This window comes from Pseudomonas sp. LB3P14, from assembly GCF_054898045.1.
On record NZ_CM142714.1, the window covers coordinates 3885027 to 3907791 of the forward strand.

13 protein-coding genes are annotated in these 22765 nt (G+C 59.6%); 8 read left to right on the forward strand and 5 right to left on the reverse strand.

Translation table 11 applies throughout. The features are described from left to right. Nucleotides 1-137: 137 nt before the first annotated feature. Both ACYZT5_RS18040 and ACYZT5_RS18045 read right to left on the reverse strand, forming a co-directional pair. Nucleotides 138-521 carry a tetratricopeptide repeat protein gene (locus ACYZT5_RS18040; RefSeq protein WP_462046758.1) on the reverse strand — a complete coding sequence of 128 codons (384 nt, stop codon included), beginning with the start codon at nt 519-521 and terminating at the stop codon, nt 138-140. Between the two features lie 145 nt (nt 522-666). Beyond that, nucleotides 667-945 carry a hypothetical protein gene (locus ACYZT5_RS18045; protein ID WP_462046759.1) on the reverse strand — a complete coding sequence of 93 codons (279 nt, stop codon included), beginning with the start codon at nt 943-945 and terminating at the stop codon, nt 667-669. A gap of 231 nt (nt 946-1176) precedes the next feature. Here ACYZT5_RS18045 and pyk point away from each other — a divergent pair, with 231 nt between their 5' ends. Then, nucleotides 1177-2628 (forward strand): pyruvate kinase, encoded by a 1452-nt coding sequence (gene pyk, locus ACYZT5_RS18050; protein ID WP_462046760.1) that lies wholly within the window; start codon nt 1177-1179, stop codon nt 2626-2628. Nucleotides 2629-2802: 174 nt separating this feature from the next. Here pyk and ACYZT5_RS18055 read toward each other — a convergent pair whose 3' ends face one another. From ACYZT5_RS18055 to ACYZT5_RS18065, 3 genes are read right to left on the reverse strand one after another with little or no spacing between them, the layout of a single operon-like run. Beyond that, entirely contained in the window at nt 2803-3552 is a 750-nt protein-coding gene (locus ACYZT5_RS18055; RefSeq protein WP_462046761.1) for an enoyl-CoA hydratase-related protein, read from the reverse strand. Between the two features lie 28 nt (nt 3553-3580). Then, entirely contained in the window at nt 3581-4516 is a 936-nt protein-coding gene (locus ACYZT5_RS18060) for an iron-sulfur-binding ferredoxin reductase (protein WP_462046762.1), read from the reverse strand. Beyond that, entirely contained in the window at nt 4509-5615 is a 1107-nt protein-coding gene (locus ACYZT5_RS18065; protein WP_462046763.1) for a GGDEF domain-containing protein, read from the reverse strand. The genes ACYZT5_RS18060 and ACYZT5_RS18065 overlap by 8 nt, the downstream gene beginning before the upstream one ends. A gap of 513 nt (nt 5616-6128) precedes the next feature. On the opposite strand from ACYZT5_RS18065, the gene ACYZT5_RS18070 reads away from it, so the two are divergent. From ACYZT5_RS18070 to ACYZT5_RS18100, 7 genes are all read left to right on the forward strand, one after another. Further along, complete coding sequence (locus ACYZT5_RS18070; protein ID WP_462046764.1) at nt 6129-7652, forward strand: fumarate hydratase; 1524 nt, start codon at nt 6129-6131, stop codon at nt 7650-7652. Between the two features lie 184 nt (nt 7653-7836). Further along, nucleotides 7837-12279 carry a SpvB/TcaC N-terminal domain-containing protein gene (locus ACYZT5_RS18075; protein ID WP_462046765.1) on the forward strand — a complete coding sequence of 1481 codons (4443 nt, stop codon included), beginning with the start codon at nt 7837-7839 and terminating at the stop codon, nt 12277-12279. After that, the gene (locus ACYZT5_RS18080; protein WP_462046766.1) at nt 12276-15080 is read left to right on the forward strand and encodes an RHS repeat-associated core domain-containing protein; all 2805 of its coding nucleotides are present in this window, start codon (nt 12276-12278) and stop codon (nt 15078-15080) included. Before ACYZT5_RS18075 ends, ACYZT5_RS18080 begins: the two co-directional genes overlap by 4 nt. Further along, nucleotides 15073-17901 carry an RHS repeat-associated core domain-containing protein gene (locus ACYZT5_RS18085; RefSeq protein WP_462046767.1) on the forward strand — a complete coding sequence of 943 codons (2829 nt, stop codon included), beginning with the start codon at nt 15073-15075 and terminating at the stop codon, nt 17899-17901. The genes ACYZT5_RS18080 and ACYZT5_RS18085 overlap by 8 nt, the downstream gene beginning before the upstream one ends. An 85-nt stretch (nt 17902-17986) precedes the next feature. Beyond that, nucleotides 17987-19753: a sensor histidine kinase gene (locus ACYZT5_RS18090; RefSeq protein ID WP_462052268.1), complete on the forward strand. Its 1767-nt coding sequence runs from the start codon at nt 17987-17989 to the stop codon at nt 19751-19753. Beyond that, nucleotides 19747-21078 (forward strand): sigma-54-dependent transcriptional regulator, encoded by a 1332-nt coding sequence (locus tag ACYZT5_RS18095; RefSeq protein WP_462046768.1) that lies wholly within the window; start codon nt 19747-19749, stop codon nt 21076-21078. Before ACYZT5_RS18090 ends, ACYZT5_RS18095 begins: the two co-directional genes overlap by 7 nt. Before the next feature lie 276 nt (nt 21079-21354). Beyond that, a complete protein-coding gene (locus ACYZT5_RS18100) occupies nt 21355-22677 on the forward strand; it encodes an MFS transporter (protein ID WP_462046769.1) in 1323 nt (440 codons plus the stop codon). Nucleotides 22678-22765: the final 88 nt, after the last annotated feature.

The following is a 22765-nucleotide window of genomic DNA, read 5'->3' on the forward strand; positions in this document are numbered from 1 at the left end:
CGACAGTCCACAAAACCGCTGCCGCTTACTCCTGCCGATCACAGGTGTTACGTCGATTAGAGACGAGGCTCTGAAACCGATCTATTCGACTATAGCTCACCACCGCAGGTGAGCCAGCCTCTGAATGACCACCGTCATCAGAACTGGGTCGGACGCACGACTGCAGCACTGCGGATCGGATAGTGGCCCAGCGACTGCAAGGTTTCCAGGCGGGCGCGGGCGCGGAAGGCGTATTCACTGTGCGGGTACGAGGCGATGATGAACTGGTAGGTTTGAGCCGCATCGACAAACAGTTTCTGACGCTCCAGACACAGCCCGCGCATCATCGACACCTCCGGCCACACATAAGGCCTCGCTCTGCTTGCGCGCTCGACTTTGGACAGTTCAAGCGTCACCTGCTCGCAGTTGCCGCGGTCATAGGCGCTGTAGGCGTTATTCAAATGATGGTTCATCGACCAACGGGTGCAGCCCGTGACGCTGAGGGCACTGATGGCAAGGGCGGCTATGAGCACGAATCGCATGGGGAGTTCTCCTGTCTTGAGCTCTGTATCGACCCGTTGGCGGAAATCTTCAGCAAACCCATATTGAAAAAACGTTGCGCCCAAAGCTGTGTATGAAAAACGCCGACCTGGGTCGGCGCGTGTTCAAAGCAACAAAAACACCTGATCAAGCGACAATGAATGTTCGAACGGGTGACGGTGCCGAAGTGGAACCACCAAGTCGCTGACGCGCAGTAATCTTGTGCACGCCTTTTGGCAGATTGGCCTGCCCCTGCCACTTGCCAGCAGAATCCACGGTGATCGAAAGCTGCAGAACACTCCCTACGTAAACCTCAACAGTCGCGCCAAGTTTTCCCATACCTGCAATAGTGACTGGATCGGAAACCGTTGATCCTTCCAACGGTTTTTCGATGACTGGAATGGAAATCAAAGTCTGTGTGGTCATCTTCATCTCCTTGGTGCGTCACCTGTTGACGACACTCCAAGCATTCAAACATCTCGATCGGCCCAAACCTACCTGATAGAAATGACAGTCCAGACAAACGGTCGATGTCACTCGCAGAAAAACTGCCCCACCCACGTTCAATAAAGAAACCAATAAGTAGTGCAAACGAACAATGACTACACCCCAAGACCATAGTAGCCTCACTCAGCGCTTGAACTCAGGAGTCTATGCATGTCCGTCCGTCGCACCAAAATCGTCGCTACCCTTGGCCCGGCCAGTAACTCGCCGGAAGTTCTCGAACAGCTGATTCTGGCTGGCCTGGACGTCGCCCGCCTGAACTTCTCCCACGGCACCCCCGACGAGCACAAGGCTCGCGCGAAGCTGGTGCGTGACCTCGCTGCCAAGCACGGCCGCTTCGTCGCTCTGCTGGGTGACCTGCAAGGCCCGAAAATCCGTATCGCCAAATTCGCCAACAAGAAGATCGAGCTGAAGATCGGTGATCAATTCACCTTCTCCACCAGCCATCCTCTGACCGAAGGCACCCAGACCGTCGTCGGTATCGACTACCCGGACCTGGTCAAGGACTGCGGCGTAGGCGATGAGCTGTTGCTCGACGACGGCCGCGTGGTCATGCGCGTTGATACCGCCAATGCCACGGAGCTGAATTGCACCGTACTGATCGGCGGTCCGTTGTCCGACCATAAAGGCATCAACCGTCGCGGTGGCGGCTTGACCGCACCGGCCCTGACTGAAAAAGACAAGGCCGACATCAAGCTCGCCGCAGAAATGGAAGTCGATTACCTCGCCGTGTCCTTCCCGCGTGACGCCGCCGACATGGAATACGCCCGTCAACTGCGCGACGAAGCCGGCGGTACTGCCTGGCTGGTGGCGAAGATCGAACGCGCCGAAGCTGTGGCCGACGACGAAACCCTCGACGCGCTGATCAAGGCTTCCGACGCCGTCATGGTGGCCCGTGGTGACCTGGGTGTGGAAATCGGCGACGCCGAGCTGGTGGGCATTCAGAAGAAAATCATTCTGCACGCACGCCGCCACAACAAGGCTGTGATCGTCGCGACCCAGATGATGGAGTCGATGATCCAGAACCCGATGCCGACCCGTGCCGAAGTGTCCGACGTGGCCAACGCCGTGCTCGACTACACCGACGCCGTGATGCTCTCGGCTGAAAGTGCTGCCGGTTTGTATCCGCTGGAAGCTGTGCAAGCCATGGCGCGTATCTGCATCGGCGCTGAAAAGCACCCGACCGGTAAGACTTCGGGCCACCGCATCGGCACCGAATTCACGCGTTGCGACGAGAGCATCGCGCTGGCGACCATGTACACCGCCAACCACTTCCCGGGCGTGAAAGCGATCATCGCGTTGACCGAAAGTGGCTACACCCCGCTGATCATGTCGCGCATCCGTTCCTCGGTGCCGATCTATGCCTTCTCGCCGCACCGCGAGACTCAGGCGCGCGCAGCGATGTTCCGTGGCGTGTACACCGTGCCGTTCGACCCGGCTTCGCTGGAGCCGCACGAAGTGAGCCAGAAGGCGATCGACGAGCTGGTCAAGCGTGGCGTTGTCGAGAAGGGTGACTGGGTGATTTTGACCAAGGGTGATAGCTACCACACCACCGGCGGCACCAACGGGATGAAGATCCTGCATGTTGGCGATCCGCAGGTCTGAGTGACAATGCGCTGAAAAACAAAAGCCCCGCCATGTGAATGGCGGGGCTTTTTTGGTTTCCGATGATCGTTCCCACGCTCCGCGTGGGAATGCAGTCCGGGACGCTCCGCGTCCCAAAAGCCGAACGCGGAGCGTCCGTTGAAGCATTCCCACGCGGAGCGTGGGAATGATCGGCTAGTGTTTGTTGATAAACCCCGACAACGCCGCAATCGCTTCCGGTGAACGCAGCCGCTGAGTAAACAGCGCGCTCTCTTCTTCTATTGCCTTGCGCAGCAACTCCCGGTCCGGGGCTTTCATCAATTGCTTGCTGATGCGCACCGCTTCCGGCGGCAGCGACTCAAATCGCAATGCCATTTCCCGCGCCTTGGCCAACGCCGCTTCGCCACTGCCCAACGCTTCAGTCGCAATCCCCCACTGCGCAGCCTGCTCACCACTGAAGCCTTCGCCCAGCAGCAACAACTCAGCGGCTTTGGCCTGCCCGAGCAGGCGCGGCAGGATCAGGCTGGAACCGAACTCAGGGCACAATCCAAGATTGACGAAAGGCATGCGAAGGCGCGCATCGCGGCTGACATACACCAGATCGCAATGCAGCAACATCGTCGTGCCAATGCCCACCGCGGCACCGGCCACGGCGGCGATCACCGGTTTGCGGCATTCGAGCAAGGTGAGCATGAACTGAAACACCGGGCTGTCGAGGTTGCTCGGTGGTTGTTGCAGGAAGTCGCCGATGTCGTTGCCGGCAGTAAAGCATTCGCTGCTACCGGTGATCAGCACTGCATTGATTTCAGGATCGGTATCGGCCTGTTTCAGCGCTTCGGACAAGTGGCTATACATGGCGCGGGTCAAAGCGTTTTTCTTGTCGGGGCGGTTCAGGCGCAGCGTCAGCAGGCCGCGTTCGCGCTCAAATTGGATGGCATCGCTCATGGAGGGTCTCGCGTCTGAATTTCAGCGCTCAACCACGGAGAACAAAGACATCCGCCAGCAGTTGATTGCGCGGCAATCCCGCCAGGTACAAGCGCCGGGCAAAGGCATCGACGCTGTCGGGGGCCCCGCAGAGTAAGGCCAGGGTTTGCCGGGAGACAAGCCGCAGTTGCGCCAAAGCCTCTGGCAACTCGGCCGCCGTCCAAAGCTCGATGCTCAGGTTCGGGCGGCTGGCTGCCATGGCCTGCAGCGGTTTGGCCAGATAGTGCTCATCGGCATCATGGGCCAGGTGAATAACACGGATGGCGCCTTGGTGATCCTGTCGCAACGCTTCACGCAAGATGCCGAACAACGGACCCAACCCGGTACCGGCCCCCAGTAACCACAGGGGTCGGGCGTTCCAGTCCGGGTCGTATTGTAATGCCCCGCCGCGTAACTCGCCGAGACGGATCGAGTCGCCGATGCTCAATTGACGGGCAGCATCGCTGAACGCCCCCGGCTGGCGACAATCGAGATGGAACTCCAGAAAACGGTCTTCATCCGGCAGGCTGGCCAACGAATACGGGCGCGCCACGTTGCCCGCCCACAACACCAGATGCTGCCCGGCGCTGTAGCACAAAGGACTCTGAGGGGTCAGACGCAAACGCAACACGCTGGTGCTCAACCAATCGACAGCCGCCACCTCGGCCGGGCGACCGTCCTGTTGCGGATCGAAGGTGTGCACCTGCAAGTCCTCGACCACCTGGCACTGACACGCCAGGCGCCAGCCTTGCTGACGTTGGTCTGCGCTCAGGGCATCGGGTCGGCTATCGCTGGGCAGCCCTTGTACACATTGCACCAGACAGGCATGGCAACTGCCGGCGCGACAGCTGTAGGGCACAGACACGCCGTTCTGATTCAACGCATCAAGCAAATTGCTGCCCGCCGCCACCGACCATTGGCGTTCGCCGACCCGTAACTCAGGCATCGACGTTCTCCCACGCCGCCGCGCAACGATTGCGACCGTCACGCTTGGCGCGATAGAGCGCCTGATCGGCGCGCTGCAAAGCTTCGTCGAGATCGTCGCCCAGCTCCAGCAACGTCATGCCCGCCGACAAACTGAGATGGCTGACGTTAAGGCCGATCAGTTCGACATCGGTGAACGCGATGCGCAGCCGCTCGCAACAAGAGGTCAGGCGTTCGGCGTTGCAATCGGGCAACAGCACGACAAATTCTTCGCCGCCATAACGGGCCAGAACATCACCCTCACGCAAGCAAGCGGTGGCCACGGCGGCAAAGGCTTGCAGCACCTGATCGCCGGCGGCGTGGCCGTGCACATCGTTGATCCGTTTGAAATGGTCGAGGTCGATCAGCGCCAGGCCATGCACGACATCGGCGTCCATGGCGTTCAGTTCTCGGGAGGCCAGGCGCAGGAAATGTCGGCGATTGAATAGCCCGGTCAATTCGTCGGTGGCCACCAGGTCTTCAAGCTGACGCATCATCCCGCGCAGGGTGTCCTGATGCGCCTGCAAGGCAAATCGGCGCTGACGCATGCGTTGACGCGAGGTCTGGACGTAACGGGCATAAAGCTCCAGCCAGACCAACACGATGAGCAGCACGCACACCTGCAACGCGGCCAACGCCGGGTCGGGTAACTGGAGTTGGTAACCCCCCCACAGCGTAATGGCGCTGAAACTTGTGAACACCAACAGCGCGCACCGTAGAAAGGCCAGGCGCGAAAGATGAAACAACCCGAACAGCAGAATCAGCACGTAGAACACCAGAAACGCGCCGCGTGCCTCATCCAGATGGGCGATCAGCCAGGTTTGCCAGCCCAGCCCCAGCAACACTTGCACTTCGGTCAGGCTGGGGTCGGAAAAACGCAGGTTGCAGCCGCTGTAAAACACCGCAAACAACGCCGCCTGGCTGATCACCACCAGCGCACTGCCGATGGCCACGTTGTCCAAGGGTTGATCGTAATGACCCGTGAAAAAAGCCAGCCACAGCAGCAGCAAAGCCAGGGCGTAGGTGCCGGCTGCGAGGGCAAAGCGTTTGAGTAACAAGCGCTGGATGGCGTTATGGGTCAATCGTTGACTCACCGTGCGAAAGGAGGCTGCTTGAGTGTCCTACTCTACAGACCGATTGCCACTTTAGTAGCGTGCCTGATAAATGACCATTCAATTTTCAGGGCGGAAAACTGGCGTCAATGACATGACTCCGTGTGTGAACCATTTCCCCTCACCCTAACCCTCTCCCAAGGGGCGAGGGGACTGACCGAGGGTTTCTTCAGTCATACATCGACCTGAATTACCGAGTCGAACTCAGGCTTCGAAAACCACACAAATCAGCTCCCTTTCCCCCTCTCCCCTCTGGGGAGAGGGTTGGGGTGAGGGGTCGCTCCCCCAACCACCCCCAACCCTATGCGACCAACGATTGACTACCGGCGGGTGTACCCGCCCCCGAGGCGCGTTATACTGCCGCGCCTTTTTAGCGTCGCGCCAGCATGCCCGGCGTGCCTTGAAAGGTGCTTGCAACCGACCGATGCACCCAAGCTGCAAGCACCTTATTGAATGTTCCCGTCTTTTAGAGGAGCGCGACTCATGACCGTGATCAAGCAAGACGACCTGATTCAGAGCGTTGCCGACGCCCTGCAGTTCATTTCCTATTACCACCCCGTTGATTTCATCCAGGCGATGCACGAGGCCTACCTGCGCGAAGAATCGCCGGCAGCTCGCGATTCGATGGCGCAAATCCTGATCAACTCGCGCATGTGCGCCACCGGCCACCGCCCGATCTGCCAGGACACCGGCATCGTCACCGTATTCGTACGCGTGGGCATGGACGTACGTTGGGATGGCGCCACCATGGGCCTGGACGACATGATCAACGAAGGCGTGCGCCGGGCTTACAACCTGCCGGAAAACGTTCTGCGTGCCTCGATCCTCGCCGACCCGGCGGGCGCTCGTAAAAACACCAAGGACAACACCCCGGCCGTTATCCACTACTCCATCGTTGCGGGTAACACCGTGGAAGTGGACGTGGCAGCCAAGGGCGGCGGTTCCGAGAACAAGTCGAAAATGGCCATGCTCAACCCGTCCGACTCGATCGTCGACTGGGTGCTCAAGACCGTTCCGACCATGGGCGCCGGCTGGTGCCCACCGGGCATGCTCGGCATCGGCATCGGCGGCACCGCCGAGAAAGCCGCGGTGATGGCCAAGGAAGTGTTGATGGAATCCATCGACATCCACGAGCTGAAAAAGCGCGGCCCGTCCAACCGTATCGAAGAGATGCGTCTGGAGCTGTTCGAGAAGGTCAACCAACTGGGCATCGGCGCCCAGGGCCTCGGTGGCCTGACCACCGTGCTCGACGTGAAGATCATGGATTACCCGACTCACGCCGCTTCGTTGCCGGTGTGCATGATCCCGAACTGCGCCGCTACCCGTCACGCGCACTTCGTGCTCGACGGTTCCGGCCCGGCCTCCCTTGAAGCGCCACCGCTGGACGCCTACCCGGAAATCGTCTGGGAAGCTGGCCCGTCGGCTCGTCGCGTCAACCTCGACACCCTGACCCCGGAAGACGTGCAGAGCTGGAAGCCGGGCGAAACCGTCCTGCTGAACGGCAAGATGCTCACCGGTCGCGATGCTGCGCACAAGCGCATGGTCGAGATGCTGAACAAGGGTGAAACCCTGCCGGTGGACCTCAAAGGTCGCTTCATCTACTACGTCGGCCCGGTTGATCCGGTGCGCGAAGAAGTGGTTGGCCCTGCCGGTCCGACCACGGCCACGCGGATGGACAAGTTCACGCGTCAGATCCTCGAGCAAACCGGCCTGTTGGGCATGATCGGCAAATCCGAGCGCGGCCCTACCGCGATCGAAGCGATCAAGGACCACAAAGCCGTTTACCTGATGGCTGTCGGCGGCGCGGCTTATCTGGTGGCGCAAGCCATCAAGAAATCCCGTGTTGTTGCTTTTGCCGAATTGGGCATGGAAGCGATCTACGAGTTCGACGTGAAAGACATGCCGGTGACCGTTGCGGTTGATAGCAAGGGTGAGTCGGTACACATCACCGGTCCTGCCATCTGGCAGAAAAAGATCAGTGAAAGCCTGGCGGTGGAAGTGCAGTAAGCGTTTCCTTCGACAGAAAAAGCCGGGCGGTCAGCAATGACCGCCCGGCTTTTTTTCGCCTGTCATACGGCGGCGCGGTTGGCACCTGTCATATATGACAGGTTACGACTCGCACGAGCTCTGCTAGCGTGGGATCTCACCGGTATTCCACGCTTCCCTGCCCCCGGTTCACAGGTTCGCTGCCATGGCCAATGATGCAGATGCGCTCGTTACCCCGCCCTCTATCGCCAAAACGGCGTCCATTGCCACCCATGGCCGCAGCTGGGGGAAAATCGGTGCGACCGGTCAAATGTCTTACACTCTGCCGCTGCCTTTCCTGGCGGCGCGCACGCTGAATCCCGAGCTGCTGCTGTCCTATGACAGCAATTCGGGCAACGGCAAGTGCGGCCTCGGCTGGGATTTGAATCTGCCCTCCATCTCCCGTAAGACCAGCAAAGGCGTACCGGAATACAAGGCATCCGATGTCATGCTAGCCAGTGGCACCGAGCTCAGGCCCGAGCTGACCACCCGGGGCAAGATCAAGGCGACCAGGCGCGCGCGCGGCAAAGGCCGGGCGGCCAAAAAGTATTCGGTGGTGCGCTACTTCCCGCGTCTGGAAGGTACGTTCAGTCGTTACGAGTTCTGGACGCCCACCGAGGGTGGCCCCGGATACTGGCTGGTGCATGGCGCCGACGGCACGCAGCATTGCTACGGCAACAGCCCGGCTTCGTGCAGCTACGACCCTGATACCCCAGACCACATTGCCGTGTGGTTACTGACGGAAATCATGAACGCCGTGGGTGAGCATGTTTTCTTCGAGTTCAAGCACGACGACATAACCCCCGACGACCGTTTTGACTATCGGGCTCAGCGCTACCTGCGTCAGATCTGCTACGGCAACAAAACCGCCAGTGCCGAACTGCTGTGTCTTGATAATGCAAAACCGCAGGATCTGGATTGGTATTTCCGGATGGTAGTGGACTACGGTGAACGCGACGCCGGTCTGGCCGCAGTCCCGCCGTTTGACGCCCCGGATGAAAACGCTTGGCCACTGCGCTCCGACCCTTCACGCATGCATCGCTACGGTTTCGAAGTAGGCACCCGGCGCCTGTGCCGGCAATTTCTGATGTACAACAACATTGGCCCCGAGAAGGTGCTGGTCAATCGTCTGTTGCTGGAATACAAGACCACGGCACAACGCTACAACCAGCTGACAGCGGCGCACTACATGAGTTACGACGCCGAGGGCCAAGTCAAATACTCACCACCGCTTGAGTACTTCTATTCGCTGTTCGAACTCAATACCCTGCCCCAACCCTTCTTGCCACTCGATCACATGCCCGGCCTCAACGACGGCCAGCCCTACCACTGCGTCGACCTCTACGGCGAAGGTGTGCCTGGAATCCTGTGTCAGTACGACGGCGCCTGGTACTACCGCGAGCCCTTGCGGGGCGAGCCCGGCACTCATGAAATCGTTTACGGCCCGTGGACCTTGCTACCGCTGATCCCGACCGCGGACAGCAGCAAACCGGTGGTGCAGATCCTCACCGACCTCACTGGCAACGGGAATCTAAACTGGATCGTCGCGCAACCGGGCGGCAGCGGCTACTACACGCTCAATCCGGATCAAACCTGGTCGCCGTTCAAGCCGTTCAGCCAGTTTCCGCTGGAATTCTTCCACCCGTTGGCGCAATTGGGCGACTTGAGCGGGGATGGTCTGTCCTCCCTGGGACTGGTCGGCCCGAACAGTGTGCGGATGTATGCCAATTTGCGGGAAAAGGGTTTTGCGCCCGGGAAAGATGTACCCCATGGCCCGGACCGATTGCCGCTGTTCAGCGATGCCCGCAGCGAACTGGTGACTATCAGCGGTATGGGCGCAAGCGGCACTGAGCTATGCCGGATTCGCGAAGATGAAATCAGATGCTGGATCAGCCTGGGCCACGGCCGGTTCGGCACAGGTTTCAAGCTGAGCGACTTGCCGTTCAAGTATGGCGAGTTCAATGCCGATCAGGTGCGTCTCGCTGATCTGGACGGTTCCGGTGCTCCGGCTTTCATTTACCTGTTCTCGGATTACTTCGAGATCTGGTTCAACCACGGCGGCAATGGCCTGGCGCAGGAACCGGTGAAAGTCCCATGGCCCGTGGGCATTCGCTACGACAACCTCTGCCAGGTGACCTTCGCCGACCTGCAAGGCCTGGGTTGCGCCAGCCTGCTGTTGACGGTGCCGCACATGACGCCGCAGCACTGGGTGTATCACTTCGTCAGCGAGCGGCCGTACCTGCTCAACGGTTGCAACAACAACATGGGTTACAGCGCCACGCTCGGGTATGTCAGCAGTGCGCAATGCTGGCTGGATGAAAAACAAGAAGTGCTGGCGGCCGGGGAAAAGCCGGTCTGCCACTTGCCGTTTTCCCAGCAAGTGCTCGCCTGGTTGCGCCAGGACGATGAGATCACCGGCAATTACCTGATGCAGTTTCTAAAGTATTTCGAGGGTTATTACGACGGTCTGGAACGAGAGTTTCGCGGTTTCGGGCGGGTGTATCAGACGGACAGTGAGCTGGAGCCGGGCAAGGCTGAAAGCGGACATACAGCGCCGATGCTAGTGAAAAACTGGTTTCATAAGGGGGAGAAGATCGACCCCGAACTCAAGGGTACTTGCCAACTCGACACTGATGCTGAGCCGCTTGGTCGCACCCTGTATTCCAGATTCAACGAGATCAAGGGCACCGATCTGATCCGCAAGCCCTATCCAGTCGACAAAAATGAAATCGCCTACGCCCTCAGTGGTCGATTGCTGCGTACCGAAGTGTCACAGGCCGACGATCCCGAGCCCGCCCGCCTGTTTTCCCTGACCGAGCATCGCTCTCGGGTCCGGCAAACCAGCAGCAGACCTTCCAGCCTGCTGGTGCTGGAACAGGAAGCACGCAGCTATGCGTACGAGCGCTTCACGGATGACCCGCGTTGTCAGCATGTCGTCAATATGCAGTGGGATCTGTTCGGCCATGTCGTCCACAGTTTCACTGTCGACTGCGCACGACGCCGCACGGAAACCGACGAGCCGCCGTTCGAGGAGGAAGATCAGCGGCGTGCCTGGCTGGACAGCCTTGATGATCAACAGCGAGGGTTTTATCTGGCAGAAGCCCTCGCCGACTTCATTCACTTCATCGACGAGCCCCATTGGTTGCTCGGGTTACCCTCGCGCCAACGCAGTAATGCGCTGATGTTATCCAAGGGAGCATTGCCGCTGGGGCTGACCGAAGCTCAGATCAGCTACGAAAAATTCCTGCAGCATCAGGCCAGCCCCGAGTGGCAAGCTCAGCGCGCCCTGACATCGCTCTTCAGGCAAACGTATCTGGAGGACGCCGAAGGCAAGATCCTTTACCCGCCGCTGGCGGGGCCGACGGAACAGGCCGTGTTCGACAAAAAGGCTCTGGCAGCCTATGACGACGTTGCGATTATTATTCGTGACGAGCTGAGAACAATCGGCTACGCGCCCATGAAACTGTTTTTTCCAGATGCCCCGGATGAAGACGGGCGGGAAAATCTGTGGTCGGCCCTGAGCGGCTTTTTCACCTACGCCGGTGCCAGCGACTTTTACCAGATCAATGCCGTGCAGCAGACCGCCAGCCATGGTGTGACGCAAATCACCCACGACGCCTACCATCTGCTGGTCATCGCGATCACCACGCCGGACGGATGCACAACCAAAGTCACGCCTGACTATCACACCCTCTTGCCGCTGAGCATCAAGGACGCCAACGACAACATTCAGGAAGTACTGTATGGACCAGGAGGTGAGCCCATAGCGAACAGCTTTTATGGTACCGAAGACGGGAAGGAGGACGGCTTCAAGCCGATTTCGGAATACCCACCACAGTTCGACTTTAGCCCCAAATACGCCATCGAAAATCCGAAAGAAGTACTGGCGTGCGCCGCCAGTGTAGTGCGTACCGATCTGTTCAGCTGGATGACTCCGCTTCCACCAAAAATGCTGCCACGCAAACGAAAGGAATGGATCGCCAGGGGTCTGATGCTGCCCAACGGGCGTATCCGGGCAACAGCCCTGCGCTGGTTGACCCACCTCAAAAAGCGCACCGCCAGCGAACAGACCCTGCTCAAACACATCCGCACCGCCTCGCGCGAACCGGTGCACAGCGTCATTCTCACAGCCGACCGTTACCACTACGACCCGTTGCAATTGATCCAGATGATCATCAGCTACCTCGATGGCTTCGGCCGTGAGCTGCAAAGCAAACAATGGGTTCCACCGGGGCCTGCGTATGTGTCCACGCCCGATGGCAATCTCGAGGTTGACGAAGAAGGCAAGCCGATAGAAGCGCCAGCCGATCCGCGCTGGCGAGCCAGCGGGCGCGTCGAGTACAACCATAAAGGCGAACCTATCCGGGTCTACCAGCCGTATTTCCTCAATACCCATCGCTACATCAATGACAGCTCGATGCGCCAACACGGGTATCACGACCAGCTTTTCTATGACGCGCTGGGGCGACCGATCAAGACGATCAATGCTCTGAAACACTGGGCCTTCGACATCCTGCATCCCTGGTTCAAATGCAGTTACGACTTCAACGACACCGACGACACACCGCCAGCGAAAACTGCCAAACCTGCGAAGAAGGCCAAGCCATGAACGGCAATCTGCACTGGCGCACGCCTTCGGTGTCCGTCACCAACCCGCAAGGCTTGCACATCAGGCAAATCGAATACCTGCGCAAGGTAGCGGGTGGTGAAGTACAGACGCTCATCACTCGTCAGCAGCACGACGTTTCCGGTCGGCCGGTAGCGCAACGGGATCCGCGCCTGCCTACGCCGAATACCACCACCGTTCACAATCTGAACGGCCAGGCGCTCAATACTCACAGTGTCGATGCCGGGATGAGCACAATCCTGCCGGGACTGGCCAGGCAAATCGTGCAGACCTGGGACGCGCATGGCAATCACCGGAGCATGAGTTACGACAATCAACTGCGCATGACGGCCATCAAAGAGAACACCGTGCCGGACGTCGAAACCTTCACTTACGCCACTGCCACGGCCGACCCTGCCCACAACTTGCGTGGGCAGATGACCGAGTTCAAAGACCCGTCGGGCACGGTGGATTTTCACAGCTTCGGCCTGGCCGGCGCGGCGCTGCGCGAAACCCGCACTTTTCACGATGCCAAGGCCTTTGTCAGCCAGCGCACGTTCAGCCCTTTGGGGACTGTGCTGGAGCAGATCGATGCCGGCGAGCACACGCAACAATCGATGTACGACGTGGCCGGACAACTACAGCAGGTCAACTTGCAGCTCAAGGACGAAACCGAATGGCAAACAGTGCTGCAGCATGCGCAGTACAACGCCGCCGGCCAGATCATTGAACAACTGTCCGGCAATGGCGTCACCAGCCGCTGGCTGTACCATCCGGCCGACGGACGCCTGCACCGGCAAACCGCGCAAAAGGATCCAGCGTCAGTCATTCAGGATCTCGAATACCAGTACGACCGGGTGGGTAACATCATCGCCATCCTCGACCACGCCTTCACGCCCACGTTTTTCGCCAACCAGCGCGTCGATGGCCATCGCGCATTCACCTACGACTCGTTGTACCAGTTGCACAGCGCAACCGGTCCTGCCGACGCGCCACCCTCGGACATCCCCGGCCGGCCACAGCCGACTGACCCCAACGACCGGCGCAATTACACGGAATTCTACGAGTACGACCGCGGCGGTAACCTGGTCAAAACCACCCACGTCCGCGATGGCGCCAACCATACCCGCGAGATGGCCATCGCCCCTACAAACAACCGGGGCGTACGCTGGAAACCAGGTGATCCGCCGCCGGATTTCGGTACGCTGTTCGACCGCGCCGGCAACCAGCTGACCCTGCAACCCGGCCAGTCCATGCAGTGGAACAGCCGCGGTCAACTGGAAAAAGTGACCCTCGTCGACCGCAATGGCAACGGCGCCAACGACGACGAGTATTACCGCTACAGCCAGGGCGAACGGGTCTACAAACGCCACGAAACCCACACCACAAAAGTCAGTCACTTCCATGAAGTGCACTATCTGCCGGGGCTGGAAATCCGCAACAAGGACACCGGCGAAGAGCTGCATGTCATTACCCTCGCCATTGGAATTGGCAGCGTGATCTGCTTGCACTGGGTGACCGGCAAACCGGCGGGCATCGATGCCGATCAACTGCGCTACACCCTGAAGGATCATCTGGGTTCGGCGGTCAAGGAGCTGGATGGACAGGCGCAACTGATCAGCGAGGAAACGTATCTGCCGTTCGGCGGCACTGCCTCTCTGACCGCGCGTTCCGCTGTCGAGGTCGATTACAAAACCCTGCGCTATTCGGGCAAGGAAACGGATGTCACCGGGTCGATCTACTACGGGGCGCGGTATTACGCGCCGTGGCTGGGTCGCTGGATCAGCGCCGACCCGGCCGGGGATGTGGACGGGCTGAATCGGTATGCGTTTGTCGGGAACAACCCGATGGGATATGTGGACCCTACGGGAGGGGCCAGAGCGGAATCCGTGATCATGCTTTACTCAGGTTTTGTTTCCCAAGTGGGTGGACACGCCGAGCAGTTACTCGGACAGCTTCACAACATCATCCAGCAAAAGGGCATCGTAAAAAGTCTGGCGACCAATCTGGCGGGAGAAACCGTCAGAGGGATCGCTGGCTATGAAGGCGGAGTGATCGGCGGCGGACAATTTGATCTGGCAGTTCCAAACGCCCCCTTCACAACGCCCTACACAACGCCCGGAGGACTGGTCGGAGGTAACATCGGCGGCGACGTGGCTGGCGCGATGGCAGACCCGCCATTGAACTCGATCGGGCTCAGTGTCGGCCCGCTGATCCCGCAAACATCGAAAATGTCCGTTTCGGCGATCGATAGCGATTTGGGCATCACTGATGCCGTCAAGGAAATCGGCAACTGGAGCGATTTCAAGGATCAGAGCATGCATCCGGCGCTCGACTCTGTCCTCAACCCCGATTTCATGATGAACAGGGTGATGGCCTCATGGATATCGATAATTCCAGCCACTATCAACATGTTTGCCCGGGCGATAGAAGGCGAAGACATCAAGAACCGGCTCGATCCGGTCAAGATCGGCAAGATCGAGACGATGCTTAGCGACTGGCAAACCGCTCTCGAGGAACGTTCGGCATGGGCCGAAAACGCTTTCAATGCATTGGGTAAAGAAGTTCTCTATCCGGGCGATGTGCTCCCCAACGTCAACGGCACGACCCCGAAAGAAGTGTTGGCACCGATCAGCCGATCGGGCTTGCGCCAGCAAACCAGCGCCGCCCTTTACGACATAGCTCATGCCCAACGAGGTTTAGCCGCCTACAAAGAAATGGGCACCACGGATAATCAGTATTTAAGACGACAAGCTCATCCGACCAAACCACACTCCAGCAACTGGTGGACCAAAAGTGCCTAGCTCGGTCCACCGGCGCACACCCTCGCTCACTGCCAATGGCAGCCGGGGCCTGCCAATCAGACATGTCGCCTATTTGCGCACTGTCGCCGACGGGCCGGTGGAAGGACTCATCACACGCTTGCGCCACGATGTTGCCGGGCGCCTGGTCGAGCAGCAGGATTCGCGTTTGTCCGCCCCCAACCTGGTGACCGTTTTCCAGTTGGGCGGCCAGCCGCTCAAGGTCGACAGCGTCGACGACGGCCCGAGCCTGGTTCTGCCGGGGCTGGCCGGGGAGGAACGCCAGCGTTGGGATGCTCGTGGCAATCACTGGCGTACAACCTACGACGATCAGTTGCGCCCGGTTGCCATCGAAGAGAACGCGGTGCCCGACGTCGAAACCCTCACGTACGCCGACGCCACGGCCGACCCTGACCACAACCTGCGCGGGCAGATGACCGAGTTGAAAGACCCGTCGGGCACGGTGGTTTTTCACAGCTTCGGCCTGACCGGCGCGGCGCTGCGCGAAATCCGCACCTTTCACGATGCCAAGGCCTTTGTCAGCCAGCGCACGTTCAGCCCCTTGGGGACTGTGCTGGAACAGATCGATGCCGGCGAGCACACGCAACAATCAATATACGACGTGGCCGGACAACTTCAGCACGTCATCTTGCAGCTCAAGGACGAAGCCGACTGGCAAACAGTGCTGCAGCATGCGCAGTACAACGCCGCCGGCCAGATCATTGAGCAACGGGCCGGCAATGGCGTCACCAGCCGCTGGCATTACCATCCGGCCGACGGTCGCCTGCACCGGCAAATCGCGCAAAAGGATCCATCGTCGGTTCTTCAGGACCTCGAATATCAATACGACCGGATGGGCAACATCACCGCCATCGTCGACCATGCCTTCACGCCCACGTTTTTTGCCAACCAGCGGGTCGATGGCCACCGCGCATTCACCTATGACTCGCGGTACCGCTTACACAGCGCAACCGGACCTGCCGATGCCATACCGTCGGACAACCCCGGACGACCACAGCCGACCGACCCCAACGACCGACGCAATTACACGGAAATCTACGAGTACGACAGCGGCGACAACCTGGTCAAAACCACCCACGTCCGCGATGGCGCCAACCATACCCGCGAGATGGCCATCGCCCCTGCCAGCAACCGGGGCGTACGCTGGAAACCGGGTGATCCGCCGCCGGATTTCGGCACGCTGTTCGACCGCGCCGGCAACCTGCTGGCCCTGCAACCGGGCCAGCCCATGGCGTGGAACAGCCGCGGTCAACTGGAAAAAGTGACCCTCGTCGACCGCAATGGCAGCGGCGCCAACGACGACGAGTATTACCGCTACAGCCAGGGCGAACGGGTCTACAAACGCCACGATACCCACACCGCAAAAGTCAGCCACTTTCTTGAGGTGCGCTATTTGTCGGGGCTGGAAATCCGCAGTAAAGACAACGGCGAAGAGCTGCACGTCATCACCCTGGGATTGGGTGTCGGCGAGGTGCGCTGCCTGCATTGGCTGACCGGTAAACCGTCTGGCATCGCTAACGATCAACTGCGCTACACGGTGACTGATCACCTGGGCTCAAGCGTGATGGAACTGGATCAACAGGCGCAATTGATCAGTGACGAAAAGTATTTCCCGTACGGTGCAACCGCTTCGCTGACGGCACGTTCGGCGGTAGAGGCCGATTACAAGACCGTGCGTTATTCGGGCAAGGAAATGGATGTCAGCGGCCTGTGTTACTACGGCGCGCGGTATTACGCGCCGTGGCTGGGACGCTGGATCAGCGCCGATCCGGCCGGGAATGTGGACGGGCTGAATCTGTATGCGTTTGTGGGAAACAATCCAATCGGTTACATAGACGTCAATGGCGAGATCAAATGGCCCACTGTGGCTGATGTCAACGCTGGAATAGACAGAGTCATTGCCTCGGAAAACGCCAGCTACGCCAAAAACCGCCAGGCATCAGCGACAAGGCGTTTAAAGGTCCAAATGAATAAACAGGTGACTCGTCAAATAGAAATACTCGGGATCACCAAGCGCCGGGTGCAGGATGCAGGTCAACAGCTCAGAACGATGGGCTCAGGTTCAGACGTAGCTCTTGCGGCGACGCGCAGGGCGATGGTGTTGGTGACAGGTAAAGCCCTCAGCTATGGCGTGGGGCTTGCCGTAGGTATCGGAGCCCAGGCGTTGGGCGCAGTGGCTCCGGGTGTCGGTAACGTGGTGGGTGCAGGGTTAGGGTTCGGCGCCAAAATCGCAGTCAGCGGCCTCGTGGATTACGTTGCCGAAAGAACAGGCCTGAGCGCGTCAGTAAACTTGAAAACCAATAAACTGAGCGCGGAAAAAATAATCAAAAAAGCTGAATATAAGCAGATGGAGCCGGGTGAATATATAAAAGCAAAATATCAAAACATGAACTTCAGCTCTCAAAAGTCGCAGTTGAAACTTACAAAAGAAGCCACGACTCTCGCCTCCAGTGAACTGTTGAAGGCAACGCTGACCGGGCTTCCTTCGGAAGCAGTGAGCGCAATCAGTAGTGGCGTGGGCGTCATACTGGGGCTACCGGAAATACTCAATGAAGCAATAGGGGCCAGCAAGGGGAAATCAAGCGAAAAAATGGATGCGTTTGAAAGCGGAATTCTCGGACTCGCAGAGGCTATTGAATCAAGTATGGATAGTATTCACGAGTATGCCGGCGCACTGTCCGTCAACAGCATAAACGGGATTGATATTAAAAGTCTGGACGAAGAAACGGGCAAAATCACCGGCATGCTGTACAGCTTCGTGAACACAATCCGAGATCACAGAAGCAGCCGTAAAGCCGCGTAAACAGATAAGTTTTACACGGGCAACAGTGCCCACGCACGGCGGCATGCTATGGTGCGCGCCCGTAGTGCTGACTGTTTACCACGCCATGCTTGCGACTTCCCGGACGTTACGCCTGACGCTGTACACCCTGCTGATCGTCGCCGGTGCCGCCCTCGCCGCGACGCTTGCGATCCGCCACGCCGAACGCCAGGCATTGGAAGAAGACGCCGCGCGGGCCAATCAGCAACTGGCGCTGTACGCCACTTCTCTGCACACCCTGATCGACCGCTACCGCGCCCTGCCCGCCGTGCTGGCGCTGGATCCGCAACTGCGTTCGGCGCTGGCTGGCCCGGTCGACGCCGAACAGCAAGCGGCGCTCAACCTGAAACTGGAAAAGATCAACGGCGCGGCGCAGTCCTCGACCCTGGAACTGCTCGATCACACCGGTCTGGCAGTCGCCGCCAGCAACTGGCGTTTGCCCAGCAGTTATGTCGGCCACAATTATGGCTTTCGCCCCTACTTCAGCCAGACCCGCACTCAGGGCACCGGGCGCTTTTACGCGGTGGGCGTGACGAGCGGGATTCCCGGTTACTTCCTGTCCAGCGCGGTCACCGATGACAACGGCCAGTTCCTCGGCGCGATGGTGGTGAAACTCGAGTTTCCAGAACTGGAACGCGAGTGGCGTCAGGGCAGCGACACACTGCTGGTCAGTGATGCGCGCGGGATTATCTTCATCGCCAACCAGCCGGGCTGGCGCTATCGCGCGTTGAAACCGTTGAGTGACAGCGATCACGCCGAACTCAAGGCTACCCGCCAATACGACAAACAACCGCTGACACCGCTTGAGTATCAATCAGTTCGGCGCTTCGACGACAACAGTGATCTGACGCGGGTCGTGGGGCCTGACGGAACGGCGAATTACCTGTGGGAATCGCTGCCGCTGAGCACTGAAGGCTGGACGTTGCATCTGCTGCGCCGCCCGCAAGTTGCGTTCGAAGACAGTCGCAACGCCGGGCTCGCCGCCGCCGGGGTGTGGCTGGCGCTGGTATTTCTGCTGTTGTTCCTCAATCAGCGTTGGCGTTTGGCCAAGCTGCGCCAGCGCAGTCGCGAAGAGCTCGAACAACTGGTGGAAGAACGCACCCGCGACCTGCGCACTGCTCAGGACGGTCTGGTGCAATCGGCCAAACTCGCCGCACTCGGCCAGATGTCTGCCGCGCTGGCCCATGAAATCAACCAGCCGTTGACCGCCCAGCGCATGCAACTTGCTACTCTGAGGCTGCTGCTCGATCACGGTCGGGTCGATGACGCCTACAAGGCGCTCAAACCGGTGGATGACATGCTGACGCGCATGGCCGCCCTCACTGGCCACCTGAAAACCTTCGCCCGCAAAAGCCCCAGCGGTTTACGCGAACGCCTGGACTTGGCGGCGGTGATCGACCAATCGTTGCAGCTGCTCGACACACGGTTGCGCGATGAACAGATCAGCACGGTGCTGCACCTGACGCGCCCGGCGTGGGTGCGTGGCGATGCGATTCGTCTGGAACAGGTGCTGATCAATTTGCTGCGCAATGCTCTGGACGCCCTGCAGGACAAACCCTGCAAACGCCTGGAAATCCGCCTCGAAGCCGACGAACAACTCTGGCGCCTGACGGTCACCGACAACGGTGGCGGCATTGCCGAAGAGCACTTGGCGAACGTGTTTGATCCGTTCTTCACCACCAAACCGGTGGGGGATGGCCTGGGCCTCGGGCTGGCCGTATCCTTTGCCATCGTGCATGAATCGGGCGGACGCCTGAGCGCCGACAATCATGCAAACGGCGCGGTGTTCACCGTGACGTTGCCCATCGACCTGGAGGCGCCTGGCTCATGCTGAATTCAGTGATGGTGGTCGACGACGAAAGCAGTATTCGCAGCGCCGTCGAACAATGGCTGAGCCTGTCGGGGTTCGAGGTGCAGTTGTTCAGCCGCGCCGATGAATGCCTGGCGCAGCTGCCCAAGCATTTCCCCGGTGTGATCCTCAGCGACGTGCGCATGCCTGGCATGACCGGCCTGGAACTGCTGGCCGAGGTTCAGCGCCGCGATGCCGACTTGCCGGTGATTCTGCTGACCGGTCACGGCGATGTGCCGATGGCGGTCGACGCCATGCGCGATGGCGCCTACGACTTCCTCGAAAAACCCTTCAGCCCCGAAACCCTGCTCGGCAGTCTGCGCCGCGCGCTGGACAAGCGGCGGCTTGTGCTGGAAAACCACGCCCTGCACGAGCAGGCAGACAACCGCGCCAAACTCGATGCGACGCTGCTGGGCGTGTCCCGTGGTTTGCAGACGCTGCGTCGGCAAGTGCTGGACCTGGCGACGCTGCCGGTCAATGTGTTGATTCGCGGTGAAACCGGCAGCGGCAAGGAGCTGGTTGCCCGTTGCCTGCACGACTTCGGGCCACGCGCCGACAAACCGTTTGTGGCGCTGAACTGCGCGGCGATTCCCGAGCAGCTGTTCGAGGCCGAGTTGTTCGGCCATGAGAGCGGCGCGTTCACCGGCGCGTCGGGCAAACGCATCGGCAAGCTCGAATACGCCGACGGCGGCACGCTGTTTCTCGATGAGATCGAAAGCATGCCGTTGGCCCAGCAGGTGAAATTGCTCCGGGTGTTGCAGGAGCAAAAGCTGGAGCGGTTGGGCTCGAATCAAAGCATCCGCGTGGATTTGCGAATCATCGCCGCGACCAAACCCGACTTGCTGGACGAAGCCCGGGCCGGACGTTTTCGCGAGGATCTGGCCTATCGGTTGAACGTGGCCGAGTTGCGTTTGCCGCCGCTGCGCGAACGGCGTGAAGACATTCCGTTGTTGTTTGAGTCGTTTGCGCAGAACGCAGCCGAGCGTTTGGGCCGCAGCTTTCCACCGCTGAGTGGTCCGCAGTTGAGTCATCTGCTGAGCCACGACTGGCCGGGCAATGTGCGTGAACTGGCGAACGTGGCCGAGCGTCAGGTGTTGGGACTGGGCGAGCCGGAACCGGTGGGAATTGATCCCGGGCAGTCGCTGGCGGCGCAGCAGGAAGCGTTTGAAGCGCATTGTTTGCGCGCGGCGTTGACCCGGCATAAGGGCGATGTGAAAGCGGTGTTGGAAGAGCTGCAACTGCCGCGCCGGACCTTTAATGAAAAGATGCAGCGGCATGGATTAACGCGCGAGATGTTCCTCGGCGAATGATCGTTCCCACGCTCCGCGTGGGAATGCAGCCCGGGACGCTCTGCGTCCCAACAGCCGAACGCGGAGCGTCCGTTGAGGCATTCCCACGCAGAGCGTGGGAACGATCAATAGGCGGGAATCCGCTCATCCACACATGAATCCTGAGCGACTATCCGCTCACTGAATCCCCTCACCCCCTCTAAACCGGCCCTCCTCCCCTTGGCACACCTCCTGCTATACCCCAAGCAGGCTGCGTTTCAACGCGCTCCACAAAAACAATTAAATGAAGGATCCGTCATGGATAACTCACAAACCTTGCCTCTTGGGTCGGCAGCTTCGCCTGCCAAAGAAAGAACCACTGCCAGTCGCATCAAATCGATCTTCAGCGGCTCTGTCGGCAACATGGTCGAGTGGTACGACTGGTACGTCTACGCCGCGTTCTCCCTGTACTTCGCCAAATCCTTTTTCCCCGCCGGGTCCTCCACCGCGCAACTGATGAACACTGCTGCGATCTTCGCCGTGGGCTTTCTGATGCGCCCGATCGGTGGCTGGCTGATGGGCCTCTACGCGGACCGCGCCGGTCGTAAACGTGCATTGATGGCCTCGGTGTACCTGATGTGCTTCGGCTCGCTGCTGATCGCCCTGAGCCCCAATTATGAAACCATCGGTATCGGTGCGCCGATCCTGCTGGTGTTCGCGCGCCTGCTGCAGGGCCTGTCGGTGGGTGGCGAGTACGGCACCTCGGCGACGTACCTTAGCGAGATGGCGACCAAGGAACGTCGCGGCTTCTATTCCAGCTTCCAGTACGTGACGCTGATCTCCGGTCAGCTCATCGCGCTGGCCGTGCTGATCGTGCTGCAACAGACCCTGACCACCGAGCAACTGTACGCCTGGGGCTGGCGCATCCCGTTCGCCATCGGCGCGCTCTGTGCAGTCGTGGCGTTGTATCTGCGTCGTGGCATGGAAGAGACCGAGTCGTTCAACAAGGTCAAGAAAGAGAAGAAAGAAAGCGCGATGCGCACCTTGATGCGCCATCCGAAGGAACTGATGACCGTGGTCGGCCTGACCATGGGCGGCACCCTGGCGTTCTACACCTACACCACCTACATGCAGAAATACCTGGTGAACACCGTCGGCATGAGCATCACCGACTCCACCAGCATCTCGGCGGCTACGCTGTTTCTGTTCATGTGCCTACAACCGCTGATTGGCGGGTTGTCGGATAAAGTCGGTCGTCGGCCGATCCTGATTGCCTTCGGCGTGCTCGGCACCCTTTTCACCGTGCCGATCCTGACCACCCTGCACACGGTCCAGACCTGGTGGGGCGCGTTCTTCCTGATCATGGCGGCGCTGATCATCGTCAGCGGTTACACCTCGATCAATGCGGTGGTCAAAGCCGAACTGTTCCCGACTGAGATTCGTGCACTGGGCGTTGGTTTGCCGTATGCGCTGACCGTGTCGATCTTCGGCGGCACCGCTGAATACATCGCGCTGTGGTTCAAGAGCATCGGCATGGAAACCGGTTACTACTGGTATGTCACTGCGTGCATCGCCGTGTCGTTGCTGGTCTACGTGACCATGAAAGACACCCGCAAGCATTCGCGGATCGAGACGGACTGACAGCCATAAAAAACGCGCAAAGGTGCAAAACCTATGCGCGTTTTTGTCAGACCCATCGTGGGGAATTCTTCGCGGGCAAGCCTCGCTC